Origin of the sequence: Amycolatopsis sp. NPDC051758 (genome assembly GCF_044453095.1) — a bacterium.
In the GTDB taxonomy this organism is placed as follows: Bacteria; Actinomycetota; Actinomycetes; order Mycobacteriales; family Pseudonocardiaceae; genus Amycolatopsis.
In genome coordinates this window covers 335,513-355,497 of the sequence record NZ_JBITCJ010000009.1, presented here as the reverse complement: position 1 = coordinate 355,497, position 19,985 = coordinate 335,513, and the positions used below count along the sequence as shown (strand labels likewise).

The 19,985-nt window shown below is 71.5% G+C and carries 20 protein-coding genes; 9 read left to right on the top strand and 11 right to left on the bottom strand.

The genetic code is table 11. From position 1 onward, the window contains the following. The first annotated feature begins 3 nt into the window (after positions 1-3). The 8 genes from ACIA5G_RS37375 (at position 4) to ACIA5G_RS37340 (ending at position 8,629) form a co-directional block, all read left to right on the top strand. A complete protein-coding gene (locus tag ACIA5G_RS37375; protein WP_395931999.1) occupies positions 4-405 on the top strand; it encodes a MerR family transcriptional regulator in 402 nt (133 codons plus the stop codon). Between the two features lie 50 nt (positions 406-455). Beyond that, the gene (locus ACIA5G_RS37370) at positions 456-1,379 is read left to right on the top strand and encodes an aldo/keto reductase (protein WP_395932290.1); all 924 of its coding nucleotides are present in this window, start codon (positions 456-458) and stop codon (positions 1,377-1,379) included. Positions 1,380-1,501: 122 nt separating this feature from the next. Continuing rightward, positions 1,502-3,043 carry an NAD(P)-binding domain-containing protein gene (locus ACIA5G_RS37365; RefSeq protein ID WP_395931997.1) on the top strand — a complete coding sequence of 514 codons (1,542 nt, stop codon included), beginning with the start codon at positions 1,502-1,504 and terminating at the stop codon, positions 3,041-3,043. Then, positions 3,043-4,113, top strand: coding sequence for an alpha-hydroxy acid oxidase (locus ACIA5G_RS37360; protein WP_395931995.1), 1,071 nt, complete (start codon positions 3,043-3,045; stop codon positions 4,111-4,113). Before ACIA5G_RS37365 ends, ACIA5G_RS37360 begins: the two co-directional genes overlap by 1 nt. Further along, positions 4,110-5,444: a cytochrome P450 gene (locus ACIA5G_RS37355; protein WP_395931993.1), complete on the top strand. Its 1,335-nt coding sequence runs from the start codon at positions 4,110-4,112 to the stop codon at positions 5,442-5,444. Before ACIA5G_RS37360 ends, ACIA5G_RS37355 begins: the two co-directional genes overlap by 4 nt. After that, positions 5,441-6,721: a cation:proton antiporter gene (locus ACIA5G_RS37350; protein WP_395931991.1), complete on the top strand. Its 1,281-nt coding sequence runs from the start codon at positions 5,441-5,443 to the stop codon at positions 6,719-6,721. The genes ACIA5G_RS37355 and ACIA5G_RS37350 overlap by 4 nt, the downstream gene beginning before the upstream one ends. Positions 6,722-6,785: 64 nt before the next feature. After that, the gene (locus tag ACIA5G_RS37345; protein ID WP_395932288.1) at positions 6,786-7,433 is read left to right on the top strand and encodes a response regulator transcription factor; all 648 of its coding nucleotides are present in this window, start codon (positions 6,786-6,788) and stop codon (positions 7,431-7,433) included. Then, the gene (locus ACIA5G_RS37340) at positions 7,430-8,629 is read left to right on the top strand and encodes a sensor histidine kinase (protein WP_395931989.1); all 1,200 of its coding nucleotides are present in this window, start codon (positions 7,430-7,432) and stop codon (positions 8,627-8,629) included. The genes ACIA5G_RS37345 and ACIA5G_RS37340 overlap by 4 nt, the downstream gene beginning before the upstream one ends. A 70-nt stretch (positions 8,630-8,699) precedes the next feature. Here the strand turns inward: ACIA5G_RS37340 and ACIA5G_RS37335 are convergent, their stop codons facing one another. The 9 genes from ACIA5G_RS37335 to ACIA5G_RS37295 all read right to left on the bottom strand — a co-directional run bounded on the left by ACIA5G_RS37335 (position 8,700) and on the right by ACIA5G_RS37295 (position 17,488). Continuing rightward, positions 8,700-10,031, bottom strand: coding sequence for a hypothetical protein (locus ACIA5G_RS37335; RefSeq protein ID WP_395931987.1), 1,332 nt, complete (start codon positions 10,029-10,031; stop codon positions 8,700-8,702). Between the two features lie 58 nt (positions 10,032-10,089). After that, positions 10,090-11,379 carry a histidine--tRNA ligase gene (gene hisS, locus ACIA5G_RS37330; RefSeq protein WP_395931985.1) on the bottom strand — a complete coding sequence of 430 codons (1,290 nt, stop codon included), beginning with the start codon at positions 11,377-11,379 and terminating at the stop codon, positions 10,090-10,092. Between the two features lie 24 nt (positions 11,380-11,403). Next, the gene (locus tag ACIA5G_RS37325) at positions 11,404-11,793 is read right to left on the bottom strand and encodes a hypothetical protein (RefSeq protein ID WP_395931983.1); all 390 of its coding nucleotides are present in this window, start codon (positions 11,791-11,793) and stop codon (positions 11,404-11,406) included. A gap of 87 nt (positions 11,794-11,880) precedes the next feature. Continuing rightward, positions 11,881-13,053 carry an amidohydrolase family protein gene (locus ACIA5G_RS37320; RefSeq protein ID WP_395931981.1) on the bottom strand — a complete coding sequence of 391 codons (1,173 nt, stop codon included), beginning with the start codon at positions 13,051-13,053 and terminating at the stop codon, positions 11,881-11,883. A gap of 1 nt (position 13,054) precedes the next feature. Continuing rightward, positions 13,055-14,185 carry an MAB_1171c family putative transporter gene (locus ACIA5G_RS37315; protein ID WP_395931979.1) on the bottom strand — a complete coding sequence of 377 codons (1,131 nt, stop codon included), beginning with the start codon at positions 14,183-14,185 and terminating at the stop codon, positions 13,055-13,057. After that, positions 14,182-14,703, bottom strand: coding sequence for a hypothetical protein (locus ACIA5G_RS37310; RefSeq protein ID WP_285455959.1), 522 nt, complete (start codon positions 14,701-14,703; stop codon positions 14,182-14,184). Before ACIA5G_RS37310 ends, ACIA5G_RS37315 begins: the two co-directional genes overlap by 4 nt. Continuing rightward, positions 14,700-15,104, bottom strand: coding sequence for an XRE family transcriptional regulator (locus tag ACIA5G_RS37305; RefSeq protein WP_395931977.1), 405 nt, complete (start codon positions 15,102-15,104; stop codon positions 14,700-14,702). The genes ACIA5G_RS37310 and ACIA5G_RS37305 overlap by 4 nt, the downstream gene beginning before the upstream one ends. A 297-nt stretch (positions 15,105-15,401) precedes the next feature. Further along, complete coding sequence (locus ACIA5G_RS37300) at positions 15,402-15,854, bottom strand: flavodoxin family protein (RefSeq protein WP_395931975.1); 453 nt, start codon at positions 15,852-15,854, stop codon at positions 15,402-15,404. Then, positions 15,854-17,488 carry a phospho-sugar mutase gene (locus ACIA5G_RS37295; protein WP_395931973.1) on the bottom strand — a complete coding sequence of 545 codons (1,635 nt, stop codon included), beginning with the start codon at positions 17,486-17,488 and terminating at the stop codon, positions 15,854-15,856. The genes ACIA5G_RS37300 and ACIA5G_RS37295 overlap by 1 nt, the downstream gene beginning before the upstream one ends. Before the next feature lie 30 nt (positions 17,489-17,518). On the opposite strand from ACIA5G_RS37295, the gene ACIA5G_RS37290 reads away from it, so the two are divergent. Next, a complete protein-coding gene (locus ACIA5G_RS37290) occupies positions 17,519-18,679 on the top strand; it encodes a glycosyltransferase (protein WP_395931971.1) in 1,161 nt (386 codons plus the stop codon). 91 nt (positions 18,680-18,770) lie between these two features. Here ACIA5G_RS37290 and ACIA5G_RS37285 read toward each other — a convergent pair whose 3' ends face one another. Together ACIA5G_RS37285 and ACIA5G_RS37280 are read right to left on the bottom strand one after the other, a co-directional pair. Further along, positions 18,771-19,550, bottom strand: coding sequence for a purine-nucleoside phosphorylase (locus tag ACIA5G_RS37285; protein ID WP_395931969.1), 780 nt, complete (start codon positions 19,548-19,550; stop codon positions 18,771-18,773). After that, on the bottom strand, positions 19,547-19,972 hold the full coding sequence (locus tag ACIA5G_RS37280) for an ABA4-like family protein (protein ID WP_395931967.1): 426 nt from the start codon (positions 19,970-19,972) through the stop codon (positions 19,547-19,549). The genes ACIA5G_RS37285 and ACIA5G_RS37280 overlap by 4 nt, the downstream gene beginning before the upstream one ends. Positions 19,973-19,985 lie beyond the last annotated feature (13 nt).

Below are 19,985 nucleotides of genomic sequence, written 5' to 3'. Positions count from 1 at the left end.
GTCATGAGCTACTCGATAGCGGAAGCCGCTCGACGTAGCGGGCTGTCCATCGACACCCTCCGGTACTACGAGCGCATCAAACTGCTCGACCCGCCCGCCCGGGACACCGCGGGCCGCCGGGCCTACTCCGACGACGACCTCGGCTGGCTGGGGTTCCTGACCAAGCTGCGCACCACCGGCATGCCCATCAAGAGCATGCGCGAGTACGCGGCCCTGCGCCACCACGGCGTCGCCAGCGCCGGCCGGCGCAAGGCGCTGCTGGTGGAGCAGCGCCGGTCGGTCGCCGAGCGGATCGCCGAGCTGCAGGGCTGCCTCGACGTCCTCGACTACAAGATCGACAACTACGCGCAGGTCGAACGGAACGCGTTCGGCGTCGAACCCGACCGGGAGGGAATTTCCGCGTGAAGACCAGGAAGCTCGGCGAACTGGAAGTGGGTGCCCAGGGGCTGGGCTGCATGGGGATGAGCCAGGCCTACGGCGTCTTCGACAACGAAGACGAGTCGGTCGCGACGGTCCACCGGGCCCTCGACCTCGGCGTCACCCTGCTGGACACGGCGAACGTCTACGGCGGCGGCGCCAACGAAGAGCTCGTCGGCCGCGCGATCGCCGGCCGGCGCGACGAGGTCGTGCTGGCGACGAAGTTCGGCATCGTCTGGACCGACGGTTCGATGGGCGCCCGCGGTGACGCCGAGTACGTCAAGCAGTCCTGCGACGAGTCGCTGCGGCGCCTCGGGGTCGACCACATCGACCTCTACTACCAGCACCGCGTCGACCCGGACACGCCGATCGAGGAGACCTGGGGCGCGCTCGCTTCCCTCGTCGAAGCGGGCAAGATCCGCTACGCGGGCATCTCCGAGGCGAGCGCCGCGACGATCCGGGCCGCGCACGCCGTGCACCCGGTGACGGCGCTGCAGAGCGAGTGGTCGCTGTGGACCCGGGTCCTCGAAGGCGAAATCCTCGACACCTGCCGCGAGCTCGGCATCGGGGTCGTGCCGTTCTCGCCGCTGGGCCGTGGTTTCCTCACCGGCGCCGTGACGTCGATGAAGGACCTCCCCGAAGGCGACATGCGCCGCGGCCTGCCGCGCTTCGCCGACGGCAACTTCGAGCGCAACATGGCGATCGTCGACGCGCTGCGCAAGCTCGCCGAGGAGAAGGGCGTCACCGCCGGGCAGCTCGCGCTGGCCTGGGTGCAGGCCAAGGGCGAGGACGTCGTGCCGATCCCGGGCACCAAGCGCCGCAAGTACCTCGAGGAGAACGTCGCGGCGGCTTCGCTGGAGCTGACCGCGGCCGACGTCGAAGCGATCGAGGCGGCCGCTCCCGTCGACGCGATCGCCGGGGAGCGTTACCCCGAACGGCTCGCGCGCGCCGCCGGCCGGTGACCAAAAGACTGGCGGCGTGCCAGTGCTCCGCACGTCGTCAGGTGCTTCTGAGCCTTTTCTGAGATCTCCGGAGCAGGCTCGGCGCCGATCATGCGGTCGGTGCCGAGCTCCTGGAGGTCGTCGTGGCGGAAGAAGTGCTCGATTATCTGGTGGTCGGGGCCGGGCCGGCCGGGCTGCAGCTGGGGCAGTTCCTCGGCCGGGCCGGGCACCGGTACCTGGTGCTGGAGGCCGGATCCGCGCCGGGCACCTTCTTCGCCACCTTCCCGCGGCACCGGACGCTCATCTCCATCAACAAGAAGCACACCGGCTGGACCGACCCGGAGCTGAACCTCCGGATGGACTGGAACTCGATCCTCGCCGACGGTGACGACGACCCGGTGCTCTTCACGAACTACAGCGAACTGCTCTTTCCGGACGCCGAAGACCTCCTCCGCTACCTCGCCGACTACGCGGAGAAGTACCAGGTCCAGGTCCGTTACGACACCCGGGTGACGCGCATCCGACGCGATCCGGAAAGCGCTCTCTTCGTGCTCACCGCCGGTGACACCGAGTTCCGCGCGCGCCGGCTGGTCATGGCGACCGGCGTGACGAAGCCGTTCGTCCCGCAGTTCCCCGGCGTCGAGCTGATCGACCAGTACCCCGACGTCTCCGTCGACCCGGACGAGTTCACCGACCAGCGGGTCCTGGTGCTGGGCAAGGGGAACTCCGCCTTCGAGACCGCGGACAACCTCATCGAGAAGGCCGCCGTGGTGCACGTCGGCGGCCCGCGGCCGGTGAAGCTCGCCTGGCGCACCCACTTCGTCGGCCACCTCCGCGCGTACAACGCCGGAATCCTCGACATGTACCAGCTCAAGCTGCAGCACGCGATCCTCGACGGCGACGTGCGCGAGATCCGCAAGGACGCCGACGGGTACCACGTCAAGTTCTCCTTCGCCCGCGCCGACGAGGTCATCAAGGAGATCCGCTACGACCGCGTGATCGGCTGCACCGGCTTCCGGTTCGACGCTTCGATGTTCGACGACGACTGCCGTCCCGAGCTGGTCATCGACGACCGCTTCCCGGCGCAGACCCCGGACTGGGAGTCGGTGAACGTGCCCGGCCTCTACTTCGCCGGCACGCTCACCCAGGTCCGCGGGTTCAAGAAGGCCACCAACCCGTTCATCCACGGCTTCCGCTACGGCGTCCGCGCGCTGGCCAAGATCCTGAACGAGCGGCACCACGAAAAGCCGTGGCCCAGCACCGAGCTACCGGCCAAACCGGACGCGCTGACCGACGCCGTGATCACCCGGATCAACCGGACTTCCGCGCTGTACCAGCAGTTCGGCTTCCTCGGGGACGTCCTCACGATCGACGGCGACACCGCCCGCTACCTCGAAGAGGTGCCGGTGGACCGGGTGCTGGCCGACCCGCCGGAAGACGCCTTCGTCGTCACCCTCGACTACGGCCCCGACCACGACAAGATCGACCCGTTCGACTTCGTCGCCCGCGCCAGCCAGGACCAGGCCAACGACCACGGTGAAGGCCACTACCTGCACCCGATCGTCCGGCACTACCGCCGCGGTGAGCTGGTCGCGACCCACCACGTCACCGAGAACCTCGAGAACGAATGGGACAAAGAGGTGCACGTCGAGCCGCTGACCGCGTTCTTCTCGCGGGAGCTGTGATGCGCACGATCGCGGAGTTCGAGGCGGCGGCCCGGGAACGCCTCGACCCGGTGCACTACGACTACTTCGCGGGCGGCGCGCAGGACGAGATCACCGTGGCGGAGAACGAAGCCGCGTTCAGGAAACTGCGGCTGCTGCCCCGGGTGCTGCGCGGCAGTGACAAACGGGACCTGAGCATCGAGCTGCTCGGCACGCCGTCCTCGATGCCGATCCTCGTTGCGCCCACGGCGTTCCACCGGCTCGCGCACCTCGACGGTGAGCTCGCCACCGCCCGCGCGGCGGCCCGCGCGGGCACGATCCTGATCGTCAGCATGGCCGCCACCACGGCGGTCGAGGACATCGCCGCGGCGGCCCGCGAGGTGGCGCCGGACCCGGGTCTGTGGTTCCAGCTGTATCTGCAGCCGGACCTGGAGTTCACCGAGGCGATCGTGCGACGCGCCGAGGCGGCGGGCGTCAAGGCGTTCGTCGTCACCGTCGACTCGCCCGTGCTCGGCCGCCGTGAGCGCGACGACCGGAACGACTTCCACGACCTGCCGTCGGGGCTGGTCGTGGAAAACCTCCGCAACATCGGGGAGAACCGCAGCGGCGGCAATGCCAGCCACGTCCGCGAGATCGTCATGTCCGCCGGGCTGAACTGGGACCACATCGCGTGGCTGCAGGGCAAGACGAAACTGCCGGTGCTGATCAAGGGGGTGCTGCACGCCGAGGACGCGCGGCTGGCGGTGCACCACGGCGTCGCCGGGATCGTCGTGTCCAACCACGGCGGCCGGCAGCTCGACACCGTGCCCGCCACGATCGACGTGCTGCCCGAGATCGCGGCCGCGGTGGGCGGGGCGCTGCCGGTGCTGCTCGACGGCGGGATCCGCCGCGGCACCGACGTGGTCAAGGCCCTCGCCCTCGGCGCGGACGCGGTCGGCGTCGGCCGCCCGGTCGTGTGGGGCCTGGCCGCGGGAGGCAGCGAAGGCGTGTCGCAGGTGCTCGAACTGCTGCGGGACGACTTCGACCAGGCGCTCGCCATGTGCGGCGGGCGGCACCCGGCCGATCTCACCCCGGACCAGGTGCGGCGATGATCGGGAAAGCGCTTGCGGCGGCAGCACTGGCTACTGCGCCCGCCTGGCTGCCCGGCCGGGTCGTCGCGCTGCGGGTGAAGATCTTCTCGCTGGTCAACGGCGAGGACACGGTGACGATCCCGGGTGAGCGGGTCGGCGTCGAGGACTTCCGGCGGGTCTACACCGACCCGGCGGCGAACGGCCGCAGCAAGGGTGCGGCGCTGTCCGACCTGTTCTGGTACTGGCTCGCGCCCGGCCCCGAGGTGCACCAGGAGCACCTCGAACCCGGGCCGCGCTACGACGAGGTCGCCAAGTGCACCCGGCACATCCTGGTCAAGTCCAAAAAGGACTCCGAGGTGCTGACCCGGCGCGTCGCGGCCCACGTGCTGGACCGGCTGGACGTCGGCGCCGGCGGCCTCGTCCGGCTGCGGGACGAGATGATGCCGATCTGGGCCGAGCTCTACTACGAGCTGGTCTTCGACGAACCGTGCCCGCCCGAGGCGCGCGACCTCATCGTGGCGAACGCCGACGACGTCGTCTCGGCGCTGAAGTGCGTGCGGCCGCGGAACATGCGCCGCCGGGCGCGGCTGACGAAGTACCTGCGGCGGCGCCTCGCCGACGTCCCGCACCCGCTGCCGGCGGCGCTGACCCCGGAGGAGCAGGTCTACTACCTGCAGGGCACGTTCTTCAACACCGCCGTCGTCCAGATGTCCGAGGCGATGGCGCACCTGCTGATGATCGTCGCGCAGCACGAAGACGTGCAGCGCCGGCTCGCGGAGAACCCCGGCGACGACGCCTACCTCGACCGCGTGATCGACGAAGGCCTGCGCACCTACCCGCTGTTCGGCATCGCGCACCGGATCTCCACCGCCGACATCGAGCTGGCGGACCTCACGATCCCGGCGGGAACGGTGCTGTGCTTCAGCTACCCGGACTTCCACCACGCGGGGTTCGAGCGTCCGGACGAGTTCGACCCGGAGCGGTGGTGTTCCCACGCGACGCAGGCCAAAAAGGACGTCAACTTCATCCCGTTCGGCGTCGCGCAGAACCGCGCGTGCCCGGCACGCGGGCTGGCCCCGCTGACCATGCGGGTGGTGGCACGCGAGGTGCTGCGCCGGTTCAGCCTCGCGTCGACGGCGGGCCACACCCGCTCGATCCCCAACCGCGGCCCGGTGCTGCTGACCCCGCGCGGTGCTCGTCGCAAGGTCCTGCCGCTGGCCTGGCTCGCGGTGCGTGACCGCTGGGAAGACGTCTGGCGCAGCCTCGCCCAGCTCGTCTTCGGCACATACATGGTGCTCGACGCCCGGAAGAAAGCCCTCTGCTCGACCTACTTCGCCGGAGGAAACTCATGAGCCCCTCGGTTGCGGCCCCGACGTTCTTCCTCGCCGTGGCGGTCATCCTGGTGGTCTGCCGGGTGGTCTGCATGATCGCGGTGCGGCTGGGCCAGCCACCCGTGGTCGGCGAGATGATCGCCGGCGTGCTGCTGGGCCCGTCGCTGCTGGGGCTGGTCGCCCCGGCGGTGCAGACGTTCCTGTTCCCCGACGGCATCCGCGCGCTGCTCTACGTCGGCGGTCAGATCGGCCTGGTCATCTACATGTTCGGCGCGGGGTACGAGTTCAGCGTGCGCAGCATCCGCGGGTCGGTGAAGTCGGTCGCGGCGGTGTCGGCGGCGGGCACGGTGGTGCCGCTGGTGCTCGGCGTCGGGGTCGCCGTGCTCGGCACGAGCTGGGCGGACATCGGCAAGGACGGCGTCTCGCTGGTGACCTCGGCGGCGTTCGTCGGGGTGGCGCTGGCGATCACGGCGTTCCCGATGCTCGCCCGGATCATCACCGAGCGCGGGCTCGGCGGCACCCGGTTCGGCTCGCTCGCGCTGGCCTGCGGCGCCCTCGACGACGTGCTGGCGTGGATCCTGCTGGCCGTGGTGCTCGGCATGCACGCGGACTCGGCCGGCCCGGTGGCGATCGCGGTCGGCGGCGGGCTGCTGTTCGCGTTGCTGCTGGTGCTCGTCGGCCGGCGGCTGCTGGCGAAGGCGATGGGCAGCGACCGCCTCACGACCGACCACAAGATGCTGATCACGGCGCTGACCCTGTTCGCGGCCGCGTGGTTCACCGACATCATCGGGCTCTACGCGGTGTTCGGGGCTTTCTGCGTCGGAATCGCGTTTCCCCGGGTTCCGGCCGCCGAAGCCGTGCTCGCGAAGCTGATGCCGCTCGGGCAGATCGTGTTCCTTCCGCTCTTCTTCACCTATTCCGGCCTGAACACCCGGTTCGCGCTGCTCGCCGACCCGAACCTGCTGCTGTTCGCGCTGGTGTGCGTCGTGGTGGCGGTGATCGGCAAGCTCGGCGCCTGCTGGGGCGCGGCCCGGCTGGTGGGGGAGCCGCAGCCGATCGCGCTGCGCGTCGGCGTGCTGATCAACGCACGCGGGCTGATGCAGCTGATCGCGCTCAACGTGGGGCTGGCCGCGGGGATCGTCTCGCCGGCGCTGTTCACGGTGCTGGTGCTGGTCGCGCTGGTGACCACGATCATGACCGCGCCGGTGCTCAGCTGGCTCGACCGGCGGGATGCCCGCAAGGGGACCACCGAGGTGCTCTTGATGGTGGAACCGGTCCCGGTCACCGGGAAAAGTTGAGGGTTCGATCCCGGAAAATAACTGCCAGTATGGACTCGTGCACGATGCGACGATCAAGGCGAGAGTGCTGTTGGTCGAGGACGACCGGGAACTGGCGGGCATGCTCGGTGAGCTGCTCGGCGACGAAGGCTACGAGATCGAGTCGGCGCACGACGGGCAGCGGGGTCTGCACCTCGGGCTCACCGGACGGTACGACGTGATGATCATCGACCGCCGCCTCCCGGTGCTGGACGGGCTCGAGCTGCTCGCCCGGCTCCGGGCGCGCGCGGTGACCACCCGGGTCCTGATGCTCTCGGCGCTGGGTGAGCTCGCCGACCGCGTCAGCGGGCTCGACGCCGGTGCCGACGACTACCTCGTCAAGCCGTTCGAGGCCGAGGAGCTGCTGGCGCGGCTGCGCGCGCTGAGCCGTCGTGACCTCGAAGGCGCGGAGTGCCTTCCGGTCGGCGCGGCGGCCCTCGACCTGCAGCGGCACGAGGTCGTCCTGCCGAGGGGGGAGCGGATCACGTTGTCCGGACGGGAGTTCGAACTGCTGCGGACGCTGGCGCAGCGGCCGAAGGCGATCCACCCGCGGGCGGCGCTGCGCACCCGGGTGTTCGCCGACTCGACCGGTGAGTCCATTGTGGACACCTATGTCTACTACCTGCGTCGCAAGCTCGGCCGGGACGTCGTGCGGACCGTGCACGGGCTCGGCTACCAGATCGGCGTGGTGTGAGACCCCGCGGCGACCCCGAGGAGCGCGCGCTGCGGCGGGCGCGGTGGGCGATCACGGCGCAGATCGCCGTGGTGGTGTCGCTGCTGGTGGCCGTGGCGGGCGGGATCGCCTACGGGATGCTGCTGTCCGGGCAGCACGCGGACGCCGACCGCACGCTGGCCAGGACGATCGAGCTGGGCCCGGCGACGACCCCGCCCGGCTGCGTCTGGCTGTTCACCCCGGCGCTGCACGCGCCCGCGGGCCCGCCGCCGGCCGGGATGCCGATCCCCGCGCTGACCGCGTCGGTGCCCTCGCCCGGTGACGTCCACACGGAACGGCGCTCGATCGGCGGGATGACGTACACGATCCGCGTGCAGAACCGCGGCGGCATCGTCTCGCAGGCGTTCTTCGAGGAGGTCTACCAGATCCAGGACCGCTCGTCGCTGGTGTTCGGGCTCGGCGTCGCCGAGGTGCTCGCGCTGGTGGCGGCCGTGCTGTGTGGACGGCTGCTGGCGTGCCGGGCGATCCGGCCCCTCGCCGACGCACTGCGGCGGCAGCGGACGTTCGTCGCGGACGCGTCCCACGAACTGCGCGCCCCGCTGACCCGGCTGCACACCCGGGCCCAGCTGCTGGCCCGGCGTTCCACCGGCCGCGACGCCGACGACCTCGACCAGCTGGTGCGCGGCACGCGGGAGCTCGGTGAGGTCGTCGAAGACCTGCTGCTGTCCGCGCAGGCGTGCGGCGACCGGCCGGAGCTGGTGCCGGTCGAGCTGGGCGTGCTCGCCGAGGAAGCGGTTGCGGCGGAGGCGGTGCGTGCGGGAGCGAGCCAGGTCCGGCTCGCGGTGACGCGCGAACGGCGTCCGTACGTCGTCCAAGGTGTGCCGACGGCGTTGCGTCGGGTGCTGTCGGCGTTGCTGGACAACGCCCTCGGCCACACCCCGCCGGGCGGCTCGATCGAGGTGTGGCTCGGCGTGCCGGACGAGCGGCACGTGGAGCTGCGCGTCCGCGACACCGGCGTCGGCTTCCCGACCGCCGACGCGGACCGCATCTTCGAGCGCTTCGCCCGCGGCTCCGACGGCGACGGCCGCCGGTTCGGCCTCGGCCTGGCCCTGGTCCGCGAAGTGGTGACGGGCCACGGCGGCACGATCGCGGCAGCCGGCCGTCCCGGCGCCGGAGCGACGTTCACCCTCCGGCTGCTGCGCGCCGATCTCGTGTGATCAGCGCCGGAACTCGCGTGATCGAAGCCGGAACTCGCGAGTTACGGGCCTGATCACGCGAGTTACGTCCTCAAGCACGCGAGTTCCGGGTTTGGGGCAGGGCGAAGCGGATCTCGCGGGCGGCCACCGGCGGTGCCAGCGGGAGCAGCGACTCGATTTGTGCGGCCAGCGCCGGGGACGGGGTTGTGTACCTCGCCGCCGAGTGCTGCAGCCAGACATGGAGGTCCTGCTGGGCGTCGGCGACCAGGGCCGGGTCGCGCAGCAGCGTGAGGTCGGTGTGCAGGCGCAGCCAGGTGTCCCGGTCGCGCAGCAGGGCCGCGCCCGCTCGTCGCGTGTGGAGCGGGTGTTCCGCCGCGAGCAAGCCTTGCAACGCCGGCACGTCGACCAGCGCGGGCTTGCCGCGCAGGAACGCCACCACCTGGCGGGTCACCGCGGGGGACGGGTCGGTCAGCAACGGCCGCACCGCCGTCGACTCCGGTGCGACCCGGCGCAGACCCCGGACGGCGAGCGCCCGGAACCGGGGCCGGTCGTCGATGAGGTGCCGCTCCAGTCGTCCGGCGTCGGCAGCGGTTCCGGTCTCGCCGAGTCCCGCGAGCACACCGGAGGAGACCGTCGTCGTGCGGTAGTGCGCGGCCGGGTCGCCGCCCGCCTTGAGCACCAGTGCCTGGGCCATCGAGCGCACCGCTGATGCCCGGTCGGCCAGGCGTGCCACCGCGACGTCGTGGCCGAGCAGCGTCAAAGCCCGCATCCGGACCTTCGGCGCCCCGGTCGCGAGCAGCTCTTCGACGCACTCGCCGCGGTCGAGCAACACGTTGCCGCACAGCGCGCGGACCACGAAGTCGTTGTCGCGCAACGCGATGTCGAGCAAGCGCTCGCGCGAAAGCAGCTCGAGCGCCTCACGGTGCGCCCAGCGGCGGCTTTCCCGGTCGTTCAGGGCCAGCACCGCGTCCAGCAGCCGCGGGGTCAGCGCCTGCCGGAACAGCGTGGTCATCCACTCGTCGACCTGCCGCCGCCGCAGCACGCCGATCAGCGGCAGCATCTCCCGCAGCGCGGGCTCGTCCAGTTTGGACAGCACCAGCGGCCGGGCGCGGTCCCGGATCGTTCGCACCCAGTCCACGCACCGGACCAGCAGCAACGGCAGGGCCTCGGGGTCGGTGCTGACGGCCAGCCGCTCGACGGCGGTCTCCCGCATGTGCCCGTTACCGTGGCACGCGGCTTCGGCCAGCACTTCGCGCGCCGGGTTCCGGCCGAGGTCGCGGGATTCGTGGCCGCGGAAGCGGTACCAAGACTGGTTGGTCCACGAGGCGCTGCGCACGACCTGGTCGAACTCCGCCCAGCGGGCGGTGTCCCCCGCGGCCGCGAACGCGTCGAGATCCTCGACGGTCAGCGGTGTCTCGAACATCGGCATCTCCCCCTCGGCACCCAGGATGCCCGGGCGCCGAGGGGGAGGCGAGCCGATTTCAGGACAGCAGCGCCTGGACCGCCGCGGGGGCGTCCGCGATCGCGACCGGGTTCTGCTCGCGCGTGGCGAGGCTGCGGACCGTGACGTTCCCGGCGGCCCAGTCCTCCTGGCCGACGATCACCACCGCGACCGCACCCGCCTTGTCCGCGCGCGTCAGCTCCTTGCCCAGCTTGCGGTGCTCGATCGGCGTCGACGTCCGGAGCCCGGTGGCCCGCAGCGACGCGGCCACCGAGCGGGCGGCGTCCGAAAGGTCCTCGGTCACCGGGATCACCATGACGTCGACCTCGCTGCGCGGCGCCGGGGTCAGGCCGTGCGTGTCGAGGAAGTCGATCAGCGTGACGTCACCCATGCCGAACCCGATGCCCGGGATCTGCTGCGGGGTGAACATCGACGCGAGGTCGCTGTACCGGCCGCCGCCGAACAGGGCGCGGCGGTTCTCCGGTGAGGTGTCGAAGACCTCGAACACGGTCGACGTGTAGTACGCCAGCCCGCGGACGATGATCGGCTCGTACTTCACCAGGCTGCCCGCGCTGCTGTTCAGCACCTTCACCAGGTTGGACTGCTCGCGCACCTCCGCCGGCAGCTCGTCCAGCAGCGCCTCGCCCATGTCGAGCGTCTCGGCCAGCTTCTCGAACTGCTTGTCCGACAGGCCGATCTCCCCGGCGTTTTCGGCCAGCTTCTCGCGCGGGTACTTCTCCCAGCGGTCGACCAGCGCGAACACCTGGGACAGGTGGTCCTCGGACACCCCGGCGACGTCGGTGAGCGCCGACGTCAGCAGGTTCCGGTCGTTGACCCGCAGCACGAACATGTCCGGCGTCGCGCCCAGCGCGGCCATCAGGTCGTGCACCAGCTCGAAGATCTCGATCTCGCAGTTGGCGCTGTCCGAGCCGAAGATGTCCGCGTTGATCTGCCAGTGCTCACGCACGCGGCCGCGCTGCGGCGCCTCGTACCGGTGGCAGTTGGGGTGGCTGTACCAGCGGACGGGGAACGACAGCGACTTCGCGCTGCCGGCGATCATCCGCGCCACCGACGGCGTCATCTCCGGGCGCAGTGCCAGCCGCCGCCCGCCCTTGTCGGTCAGCGTGTACAGCTGCTTGTCCGCGAGCTCCTGGCCGGACTTCCGCTCGTAGATCTCGGCCGATTCGAGGATCGGGCCGTCGTAACGGAGGAAGCCGCGGCGCTCGAGGACGTCGTAGAGATGACCGAAGACCTGCGTGCGGACGGACATTTCGGCGGGCAGGAAGTCCCGGGTCCCCTTGTAGGGCGCGGTCGGCAGGTATTCAGGCACGTCACCCAGCTTAACGACCGGCGCTCAGGCGAAGGCGACCCCGTACGCCGTGAGCAGCGTGGCGGCGGCCAGGAGCACCGCGCCGGCCGACGTCACGCGCCCGCCGAGCCGGCCCCGGTCCGGGAGCAGGTGCACGAAGAACCCGCCGGACTGGGCGAGCACCCCGAACAGCAGCAGGAAGCAGGTGATCCACAGCGTGGTGTCGGACAGCGTCGTGCGGCTGAGGATCTGCAGCGCGACCAGCGCGAGGATCAGCAGGACGCCGGCGTGGGCGTGGCCGGCGCGGAACATCGTGCGCTGGTGTTCGGTGAGCTTGCGGTCGCGCAGGACGCCCATCAGCGCGTAGCCGCCGTACATCACGGTCGGCAGCGAGACCAGGGCGATCACCGTGAACAGCTGGGTCGGTCCGTGCATCGGAGGGACTCCTTCGAGGTGGGGTGGCGCTACAGTAACACTGTTTTAAAACGGTGTCACCAAACCAGGCATTCCCCGATCGTGGAATCAGGCGACGCGGCCCTGGGCCAGCACCAGCAGCGGGTTGCGGAGCGCGGCGAGCGACGCCAGCGGGTCACCTTCGACAACCAGGACGTCCGCCGCGAGCCCGGCTTCGAGCCGCCCGGTCACCTCGGCGAGACCCAGCCCGGCCGCGCTGTCCTCGGTGGCGATCTCGAGGATCCGGCGGCGCCCGAAGCCGAGCCATTCGTACAGCTCCAGCGCGCCGGCCGGGTCGTCGAACACCGACCCGGCCAAGCCCGCGTCGGTCCCGGAGAGCAGCCGGACGCCGTGCTCCTCCAGCCAGGGCAGCCGGCCGTACATCGCCTGCGCGACCTCGTCGCCGAGCTTCTCGACGATCACCCGCCAGTTGCGGCTGCTCGTCGAGCACGCCGAGATGCCGTCGGCGGCCATCCGCTTCGCCACCGGCTCGCGCCGGTCGAACTCGCGCGGCCCGGTCAGGAAGCTGCAGTGCTCGATCGTCGACACCCCGGCCTCGACGGCGGCTTCGATCGCGTCGGCGCCGTGGGCGTGCGCGGCGACCGGCAGCCGGTGCGTGGCCGCGTGCCCGGTGACGACGCGCAGCTGCCGGGCGTCGAACTGCGACTCCCACATGTTCGCGCCGCCCGGGGTGATCTGGCCGCCGCTCGCCATCACCTTGATCACGTCCGCGCCCGCGGCGGCGTTCGCGTCGATGAGGGACCGGATGTCGTTGTCGGACGCGGTTTCGCCGCCGAAGAAGTGGCAGTGCCCGCCCGGCACGGTGATCGGCGGCCCGGACACCAGCAGCCGCGGCGCCGTCTCACCCTCGAACGAGCGGCGCACGGCCGCCCCGAGGTGGCCGCGGTCCCCGAGGTCCCGCACGGTCGTCACGCCGCTGCGCAACAGCTGGTGAACTCGCGAACGGGCGTCCGCGAGCAGCTTCTCGGCAGCACTCGACTCGAGGTTCGTGAGCATCTCGAGCGTCGTGTCGAATGCCAGGTGCACGTGGACGTTGAACAGCCCGGCCAGCGCGGTGCCGGTGGGGAAGTCGTGCCGGGAAGCGTCCTGCGCGGCCTGCGCGAGCACGTCCGCCCGCGGCCCGGCCGCCACGATCACGCCGTCGCGCACCAGCACGGCGCCGTCTTCGACCGGTGCCGACGGCCGCGGCAGCACCCGGCCGGCGGTGATCACGGTGTCCACGTCACGCCCCGTTCCCCATCGCGGCCGACAGCGCGAGCAGTGGCCGGACGTCGGATTCGATGTCGTCCGCCCGGGCGGGCAGGACCTGCTTGGCGCGGCCGTCCATCTCCTCGCCCGCCGCGTGCCGCCGCAGCGCCGTCTTCAACGCGGCCGCCGCGGCGCCGGGATCGGCGGCGACCACCTCGCCGAAGTCCGCGTCCAGGTACGGCGACAGCTGCACCAGGCCGTCCCGGATCTCGATCACCCGGCGGTAGTAGACGCGGTGGATGCTGCGCGGCGAAAGGAGCTCGGTGCGCCGGCGCGGCGGCGTCCGCAGCACGATGCTGGGGAACGCCTGGACCAGGACCGTCCACAACGGACCCAGCGCCTGGTGCTCGCGCCGGTGCTGCCGCCGCCGCCGCAACGCCGAGACCCGCGCCCGCACGCCGGGGTAGGTGACGCCGACCAGGAACAGCAGACCGCCGACGATCACGAACGGCACGCCGAGCAGCAGCAGGATCTTCACCACCGGGCCGAACGCCCACGCCACCACGATGTACAGCGCGCGGAAGATGCTGCCGATCGCCGCGCTGGCCATGCCGACCGCGCTCAGCTTCAGCCCGATCCGCAGGTCCCGGTCGGCCACCCGCAGGTACCGCACGATCCACGCGGTGCAGGCGACCAGGCCGTAGATCAGGTACAGCCCGGCGCCGAGGTAGAACAGCGCGATCCCGCTGTCGTGGATCGTCGCGGGCCCCAGCGGGAGCCCGCGCAGCTCCGGCGGGGTCAGGTCCATCACGACGACCATCAGCGCGATCACCGCGCCCAGCGGGATCAGCTCGACGGCCACCCGGCCGTACCGGCGGACGGGACCCAGCGCCGAGCCGAGGAAGAAGATCACCAGCGCGCAGACCGCGCACGCCAGCAGCGCGTTGTTCGCCACCCGCGCCGCGCCGCGGCCGATGACCGCGTCCACCTCGTCGGAGATCACCGGCTGCTGCAGCAGGAAGGCCAGCGCGAACCCGGCGACGCACGCCGTCACGGCCCAGTTCGGCACCGTCGGCGCCCGCTGCAGCTGGTAGATCCGCCACGCCAGGGCAGCGGCGAACAGCACCATCGCGATCAGGTTCACGGGGCTGAAAAGTGTGCTCACAACCACCCTTGGTGATCGCCGAGCGCCCCCTGGATCCGGCGAAGATCCCGGTCAGCGGCGCGCCGGGGGATCGTGTAGTTCAGGACCGACGCCCATTCGAGGATGATCGTCGCGACCGTTTCGGCTTCCCACTCGTGCGCGTCATCGTAGGACGAACGACGCAGTGCGCGGTGTACGGCATCCGGGTCGAGATCGGGTGCCGGGCCACGCAGGAAGTCGGCCGGCTCGGCGTCGCCGTGCGGGTGGTGGTCGGCCAGCATGTGGCCCAGCTCGTGCAGGATGATGTGATCTTGGTGCGACTTCGTGGTCTCGGCCTGGTAGAAGATGTAGTCGGCCGACGACGTCGCGATCCAGCAGCCGAACGGGCCCGGCACCTCCAGCGGGTACGCCATCAGCCGGATCGGCTTCCCGCGTTGTTCACCCAGCCGGGCGCACAGCACCTCGACGTCCAGCGGCGGCCCGATGTCCAGCTGCTTGAGCAGCTTCCGGCAGCGGCGGCGCAGCTCGCGTTCCTTCATCGCGGCGCGTCCTCCGGGTTCCGGCCTTCACGTTCGGCCCGTTCGTAGCGTTCCACCAGCTCCAGCAGGTCCATCACCTGCCGGCGGCCCTGCGGCGAGAGCTCCTGCGCCCGCATCGCCATCAGCTGCACTTCGCCCGCCGGCGCCGTCGCGGCCTCTTCGTCGAAGAAGTACGTCACCGGCACCCCGAAGAGTCTCGCCAGCGCCTCGACGTAGTGGATCTTCGGGTTCACCCGCTTGCCCGTCGCGAGCTGCTGCAGGTAGGCGGGCGACATCGCCGGGCCACCCGCCCGCTCGACGGCGGCCGAAATCTCCCGGTAGCTGTGCGGCGCGCGGCCGTCCACCCGAGCAGCCTCGATCAGGGCGCTCAGGCGCTCCGCGAAGGTGCGTTCCCGTGCCATATCCGCCCCCTACGTTTCCACCGTGAAAATTCTAACCGGGAAACCACTGTACGCACATGTTGACAGCTATCGTATGCAGTGGTTTACAGTTGGTCCGCCTCTCGCCGGGGCGATCCGTACCCTGGGGGTGTACGGAACCGCCCGGGCGAGAGGTTGTCGCGCCTCCGGCTCGTCATGATCGGCCGTCTGTAGTACGCTTTGGAGGCCAAGGTCGATCGCCCTCGTGGCGAACCCTTGGTTACGGCCTGTCGCCGGAGGTCGACCCCCAGGGCTTCCGGTGACAGGCTCTCTACTTTTCTAGATCATCAGCGTGGCGGCCAGGGTGCCGCCCAGCTCGGTGCACGCCTCCAGGGTCTTCTTGTCCGGCTCACCCGTCGTGATGACCGGCTCCGCCGCCTTCGCCCAGGCCAGGCCGGTCGTGATGGCCAGCAGCTGGCGTTCGGTCCCCGACGTGTCGCTGTTGCCGTGGATCCAGTACCCGAACGGGCGACCTCGGGTCGAGTCCAGGCACGGGTAATAAACCGTGTCGAAGAAGTGCTTCAAGGCGCCGCTCATGCTGCCCAGGTTCGCCGGGGTGCCCAGCAGGTAGCCGTCCGCTTCGAGGACGTCGGAGACGGTGGCCGCCAGCGCCGCCCGGCGGACCACCTCCACCCCCTCGACGTCCGGGTGCGTTGCGCCCGCGAGCACCGCTTCGAACAGCGCCTGCGTCGACGGCGACGGCGTGTGGTGCACGATCAGCAGCCTCGGCATCAGGCGAGCAGCTCCTCGACGTCGGCCCGCAGCGCCGTCAGCCGCTCCTGCGCCGCCGCGCGCGCGTCCGCCAGTGCGTCCGGCACCGGGGCCACCACCTGCAGGTACGCCTTCAGCTTCGGCTCGGTGCCGGACGGCCGCACGACCACCCGCACCCCCTCGCCCGTCAGGCGCAGGACGTCCGCGTCCGGCAGCAGGTCTTCGAGCGTCACGTCGACGCCGCCGAGGCGTGACGGCGGCGTCTCGCGCACCTTCGTCATGAGCTGTCCGCGGACGGCGAGGTCGGTGACCCGCAGCGAAACCTGGTCGGTCAGGTGGACACCGTGCCGGTGGGCCAGCTCGTCCAGCACGTCCAGCGGCGTGCGGCCCTCGGCCTTGAGCCGCGCGGTGAGCCCGGCCGCCAGCGTCGCGGCGGCGATGCCGTCCTTGTCCCGGACGAACCCCGGGTTGACGCACAGCCCGAGTGCCTCCTCGTAGGCGAACACGAGCCCCTCGCCGGCGCGTACCAGCCACTTGAAGCCGGTCAGCGTCTCGGCGTAGCGGGCGCCCTCGGCCTTCGCGATCTCGCCCAGCATCGACGACGACACGATCGTCGTGGCCACCAGCGGATCCGGCAGCAGCGTGCGGTCCACTGTGGACAACACGGTCGAGCCGAGCAGCACGCCGGTCTCGTCGCCGCGCAGCATCCGCCACGAACCATCCCGCTCCCGCACGCCCAGCGCGCAGCGGTCGGCGTCCGGGTCGAGCGCGATCGCCAGGTCGGCGTCCACATCGGACGCCAGCGCCAGCAGCAGGTCGGTCGCGCCCGGCTCTTCCGGGTTCGGGAACGACACCGTCGGGAAGTCGGGGTCCGGCGAAGCCTGGGCGGCCACCAGGTGCAGGTCGGTGAACCCGGCCCGCTCGAACGCCGCCTGCAGCGTGTCGGCGCCGACACCGTGCAACGCCGTCGCGGCCACGCGCACCGCGCGTTCCTGGCCGAGCGGCAGCGCCGCGACCTCGGCCAGGTAGGCGTCCAGCAGGTCGACCACCTCGGCGCCGCCGGCCCGCGGCACGTCCACCGCGGCGGGCGCGGCCTGGATGGCACGTTCGATCTCGCCGTCGGAAGGCGGCACGATCTGGCCGCCGGTCGCGTCGTAGAGCTTGTACCCGTTGTCCGCCGGGGGGTTGTGCGACGCGGTGATCTGGATCCCGGCCACCGCGCCGAGCCGGCCGACGGCGAACGCGAGCACCGGCGTCGGCAGCGGCTTCGGGAACACCTTGACGTCGAAGCCGGCCGCGCGGAGCACCTCGGCGGCCGCAGTAGCGAAGGCCTCCGAGCCGTGCCGCGCGTCCCGGCCGATGACGACCAGCGCGCCGGCGTGCCCGTGGGCCGTCAGCCACTCCGCGACCCCCGCGGTGGTGCGGGTGACAACGGCGACGTTCATCCCGTTCGGCCCGGCGCGCACCGGCCCGCGCAGCCCCGCGGTGCCGAACTCCAGCGGCCCGGCCATCCGGTCGGCCAGCTCGCCGGCCGCGCCGGGCTCGCAGCCCAGCGCGCGGGCGAGCACGTCCTGCAGCTCGGCGCGAGTGCCCTCGTCCGGGTCGTCGGCGATCCAGCGGTAGGCGGCGTCCCGCAGCGTGGAGGTCAAAGTCACCGCGTCAGCCTACGGGCTAGGGTCGGGTGGGTGCGCTTGCTCTTCACCTCACTGGGGTCCTTCGGTCACACGTTCCCGCTCGTCCCGCTGGCGATCGCCGCGCGCGACGCGGGCCACGACGTCGTCTTCGCCACCTCGGAAGACTTCCTGCCACAGCTGACAAAAGCCGGGCTCGAGACGGCGGCGGCCGGGCTCGCCATCAAGGACGCCTTCGGGCAGGCGTTCGCCGCGGCCGGGCCGGCCGGCCCGCGGCGCCCGCCCGGCGAAATCCCGCCGGAGGTGCTGGGGCCGATCGTCGCGAAGGTCTTCGGCGAGCTGATGCCCGCCCGGTTCACGGCCGACCTGCTGCCGCTGTTCTCGCGGTTCCGGCCCGACCTCGTCGTGAGCGAAACCGGCAACTCGGGCGGCGCGTTCGCTGCGATGAAGGCCGGGATCCCGGTGGTGGCCCACGGGTTCGGCCGGGTTTCGAGCGATGACCCGATGGTGACCCGCATCCGCGACGCGATCCGCGAGCACGGCGCGTCGCTGGGCATCGAGGTGGGCGAAGACCTGGCGTTCCACGGGCCGTTCATCGACATCTGCCCGGAATCGGTGCAGGAGCCGGGTTTCCTGGCGCGCACCACGCGCGTCCCGCTGCGGCCGGTCGGCTGGAGCGAGCCGGGTGAGCTGCCTTCGGGGGTGCTGGAGCGATCGCGGCCGCTGGTCTACCTGACCCTAGGCACGGCGATGGGCCACGCGGGCGTGCTGGGCGCGGCGATCGCCGGTCTGTCCGGTTTGGACGTCGACGTCCTGGTCGCCACCGGCCCGACGGTCGACCCGGCGGCGCTCGGCGAGGTGCCGGCCAACGTCCGGCTCGAAGCGTGGGTTCCGCAGTCGAAGCTGCTGCCGCACGTGGACGTGGTGGTCCACCACGGCGGCAGCGGCACCACGCTCGGCGCGTTCGGCGCGGGCCTCCCGCAGCTGCTGCTCCCGCAGGGCGCGGACCAGTTCAGCAACGCGGACGCGGTCCTCGCGGCCGGCGTCGGCTCGCGGTTGCTCGCCGCCGAAGTGACCGCCGACGCCGTCGCCTCGAAGGTTCGCACCTTGCTCACGGACACGTCGGTCCACGACGCGGCCCGCGCGCTGGCGACCGAAGTCGCGGCCATGCCGTCCCCGGCCGAGGTCGCCACCCAGCTCCCCACCCTGGCCTGAAGCGCCCCAATGTGGCCTTCGGTGCGTCAGACGCACCGAAGGCCGCCTTGGGTGCGTCAGACGCAACCAAGGCCGCCTTGGGGCGCTCGGGTCAGGCGCGGGTGACGAGTTCGCGCAGCAGGGAGCCCATGCGGGTCGCCGCTTCGCGGCCGGCCTGCAGGACCTCTTCGTGGTTCAGCGGCTCGCCGGTCATGCCCGCGGCCAGGTTCGTCACCAGCGACAGCCCGAACACCTCGACACCCGCCGCGCGGGCCGCGATGGCCTCCAGGACCGTCGACATGCCCACCAGGTCCGCGCCCAGCGTGCGCAGCATCCGGATCTCCGCCGGCGTCTCGAAGTGCGGCCCGGTCAGGCCCGCGTAGACGCCTTCCTCGAGCGACGGGTCGATCTCCTGCGCGATCTTCCGCAGCCGCGCCGAGTACAGGTCGGTCAGGTCGACGAAGTTCGCGCCGACGATCGGCGAGCGCGCCGTCAGGTTGAGGTGGTCGGCGATCAGCACCGGCTGCCCCACCTGGAACCCCTCGCGCAGCCCGCCCGCCGCGTTCGTCAGCAGCACCGACCGGACGCCGGCCGCCGCGGCGGTGCGCACGTTGTGCACCACCGGGTCGATGCCCTTGCCCTCGTAGAAGTGCGTGCGCCCCAGCATCACCAGGACGTTCTTGTCGCCGATCTTCAGCGAGCGGATGGTGCCGCCGTGGCCCACCGCGCCGGGCGTGGTGAAGCCGGGCAGGTCGGCGAACGGGATCTCCGTCTCGCACTCCCCGATGACGTCCGCCGCCGGGCGCCAGCCCGACCCCAGGACCACCGCGATGTCGTGCGCGTCCACGCCGGTGCGCTTGGCGATGGCGGCCGCGGCCTCGTGTTCAGTCATGCGAGGGAGCGTATCCGGATGCTCCTGGCCACCAGGAACGCCACCAGCCCGAACGGCGACAGGAAGATCGTCAGCACCAGGATCGGGCTCACGACCCACGGCGAAAGCCCCGCCGAACGGCCTTCGAAGTACATCCACCGCGCGATGAACAGGTCGAACGCGATGAGGTGCGCCCAGACGAGGCCGGTGCCCCACGGCGTTGCCAGCAGCCCCTGCAGGACACCGAGGTCGGGGGAGAGCATCGCCCGCCCCCACTCGGCGAAGTGCGGCACCGCGAGCGCGAAGTAGCAGACGAGCGGCAGCAGCGGCACCCACGGCGACTTCATGATCCGCGCCGTCCAACGCCACTTCGGCGCCAGGATCAGCACCGCCCAGAACGGCGTCGCCAGCGGGAACGCCCAGCCGAAGAGCGCCTCGGTCATCGGACCGCCGTCC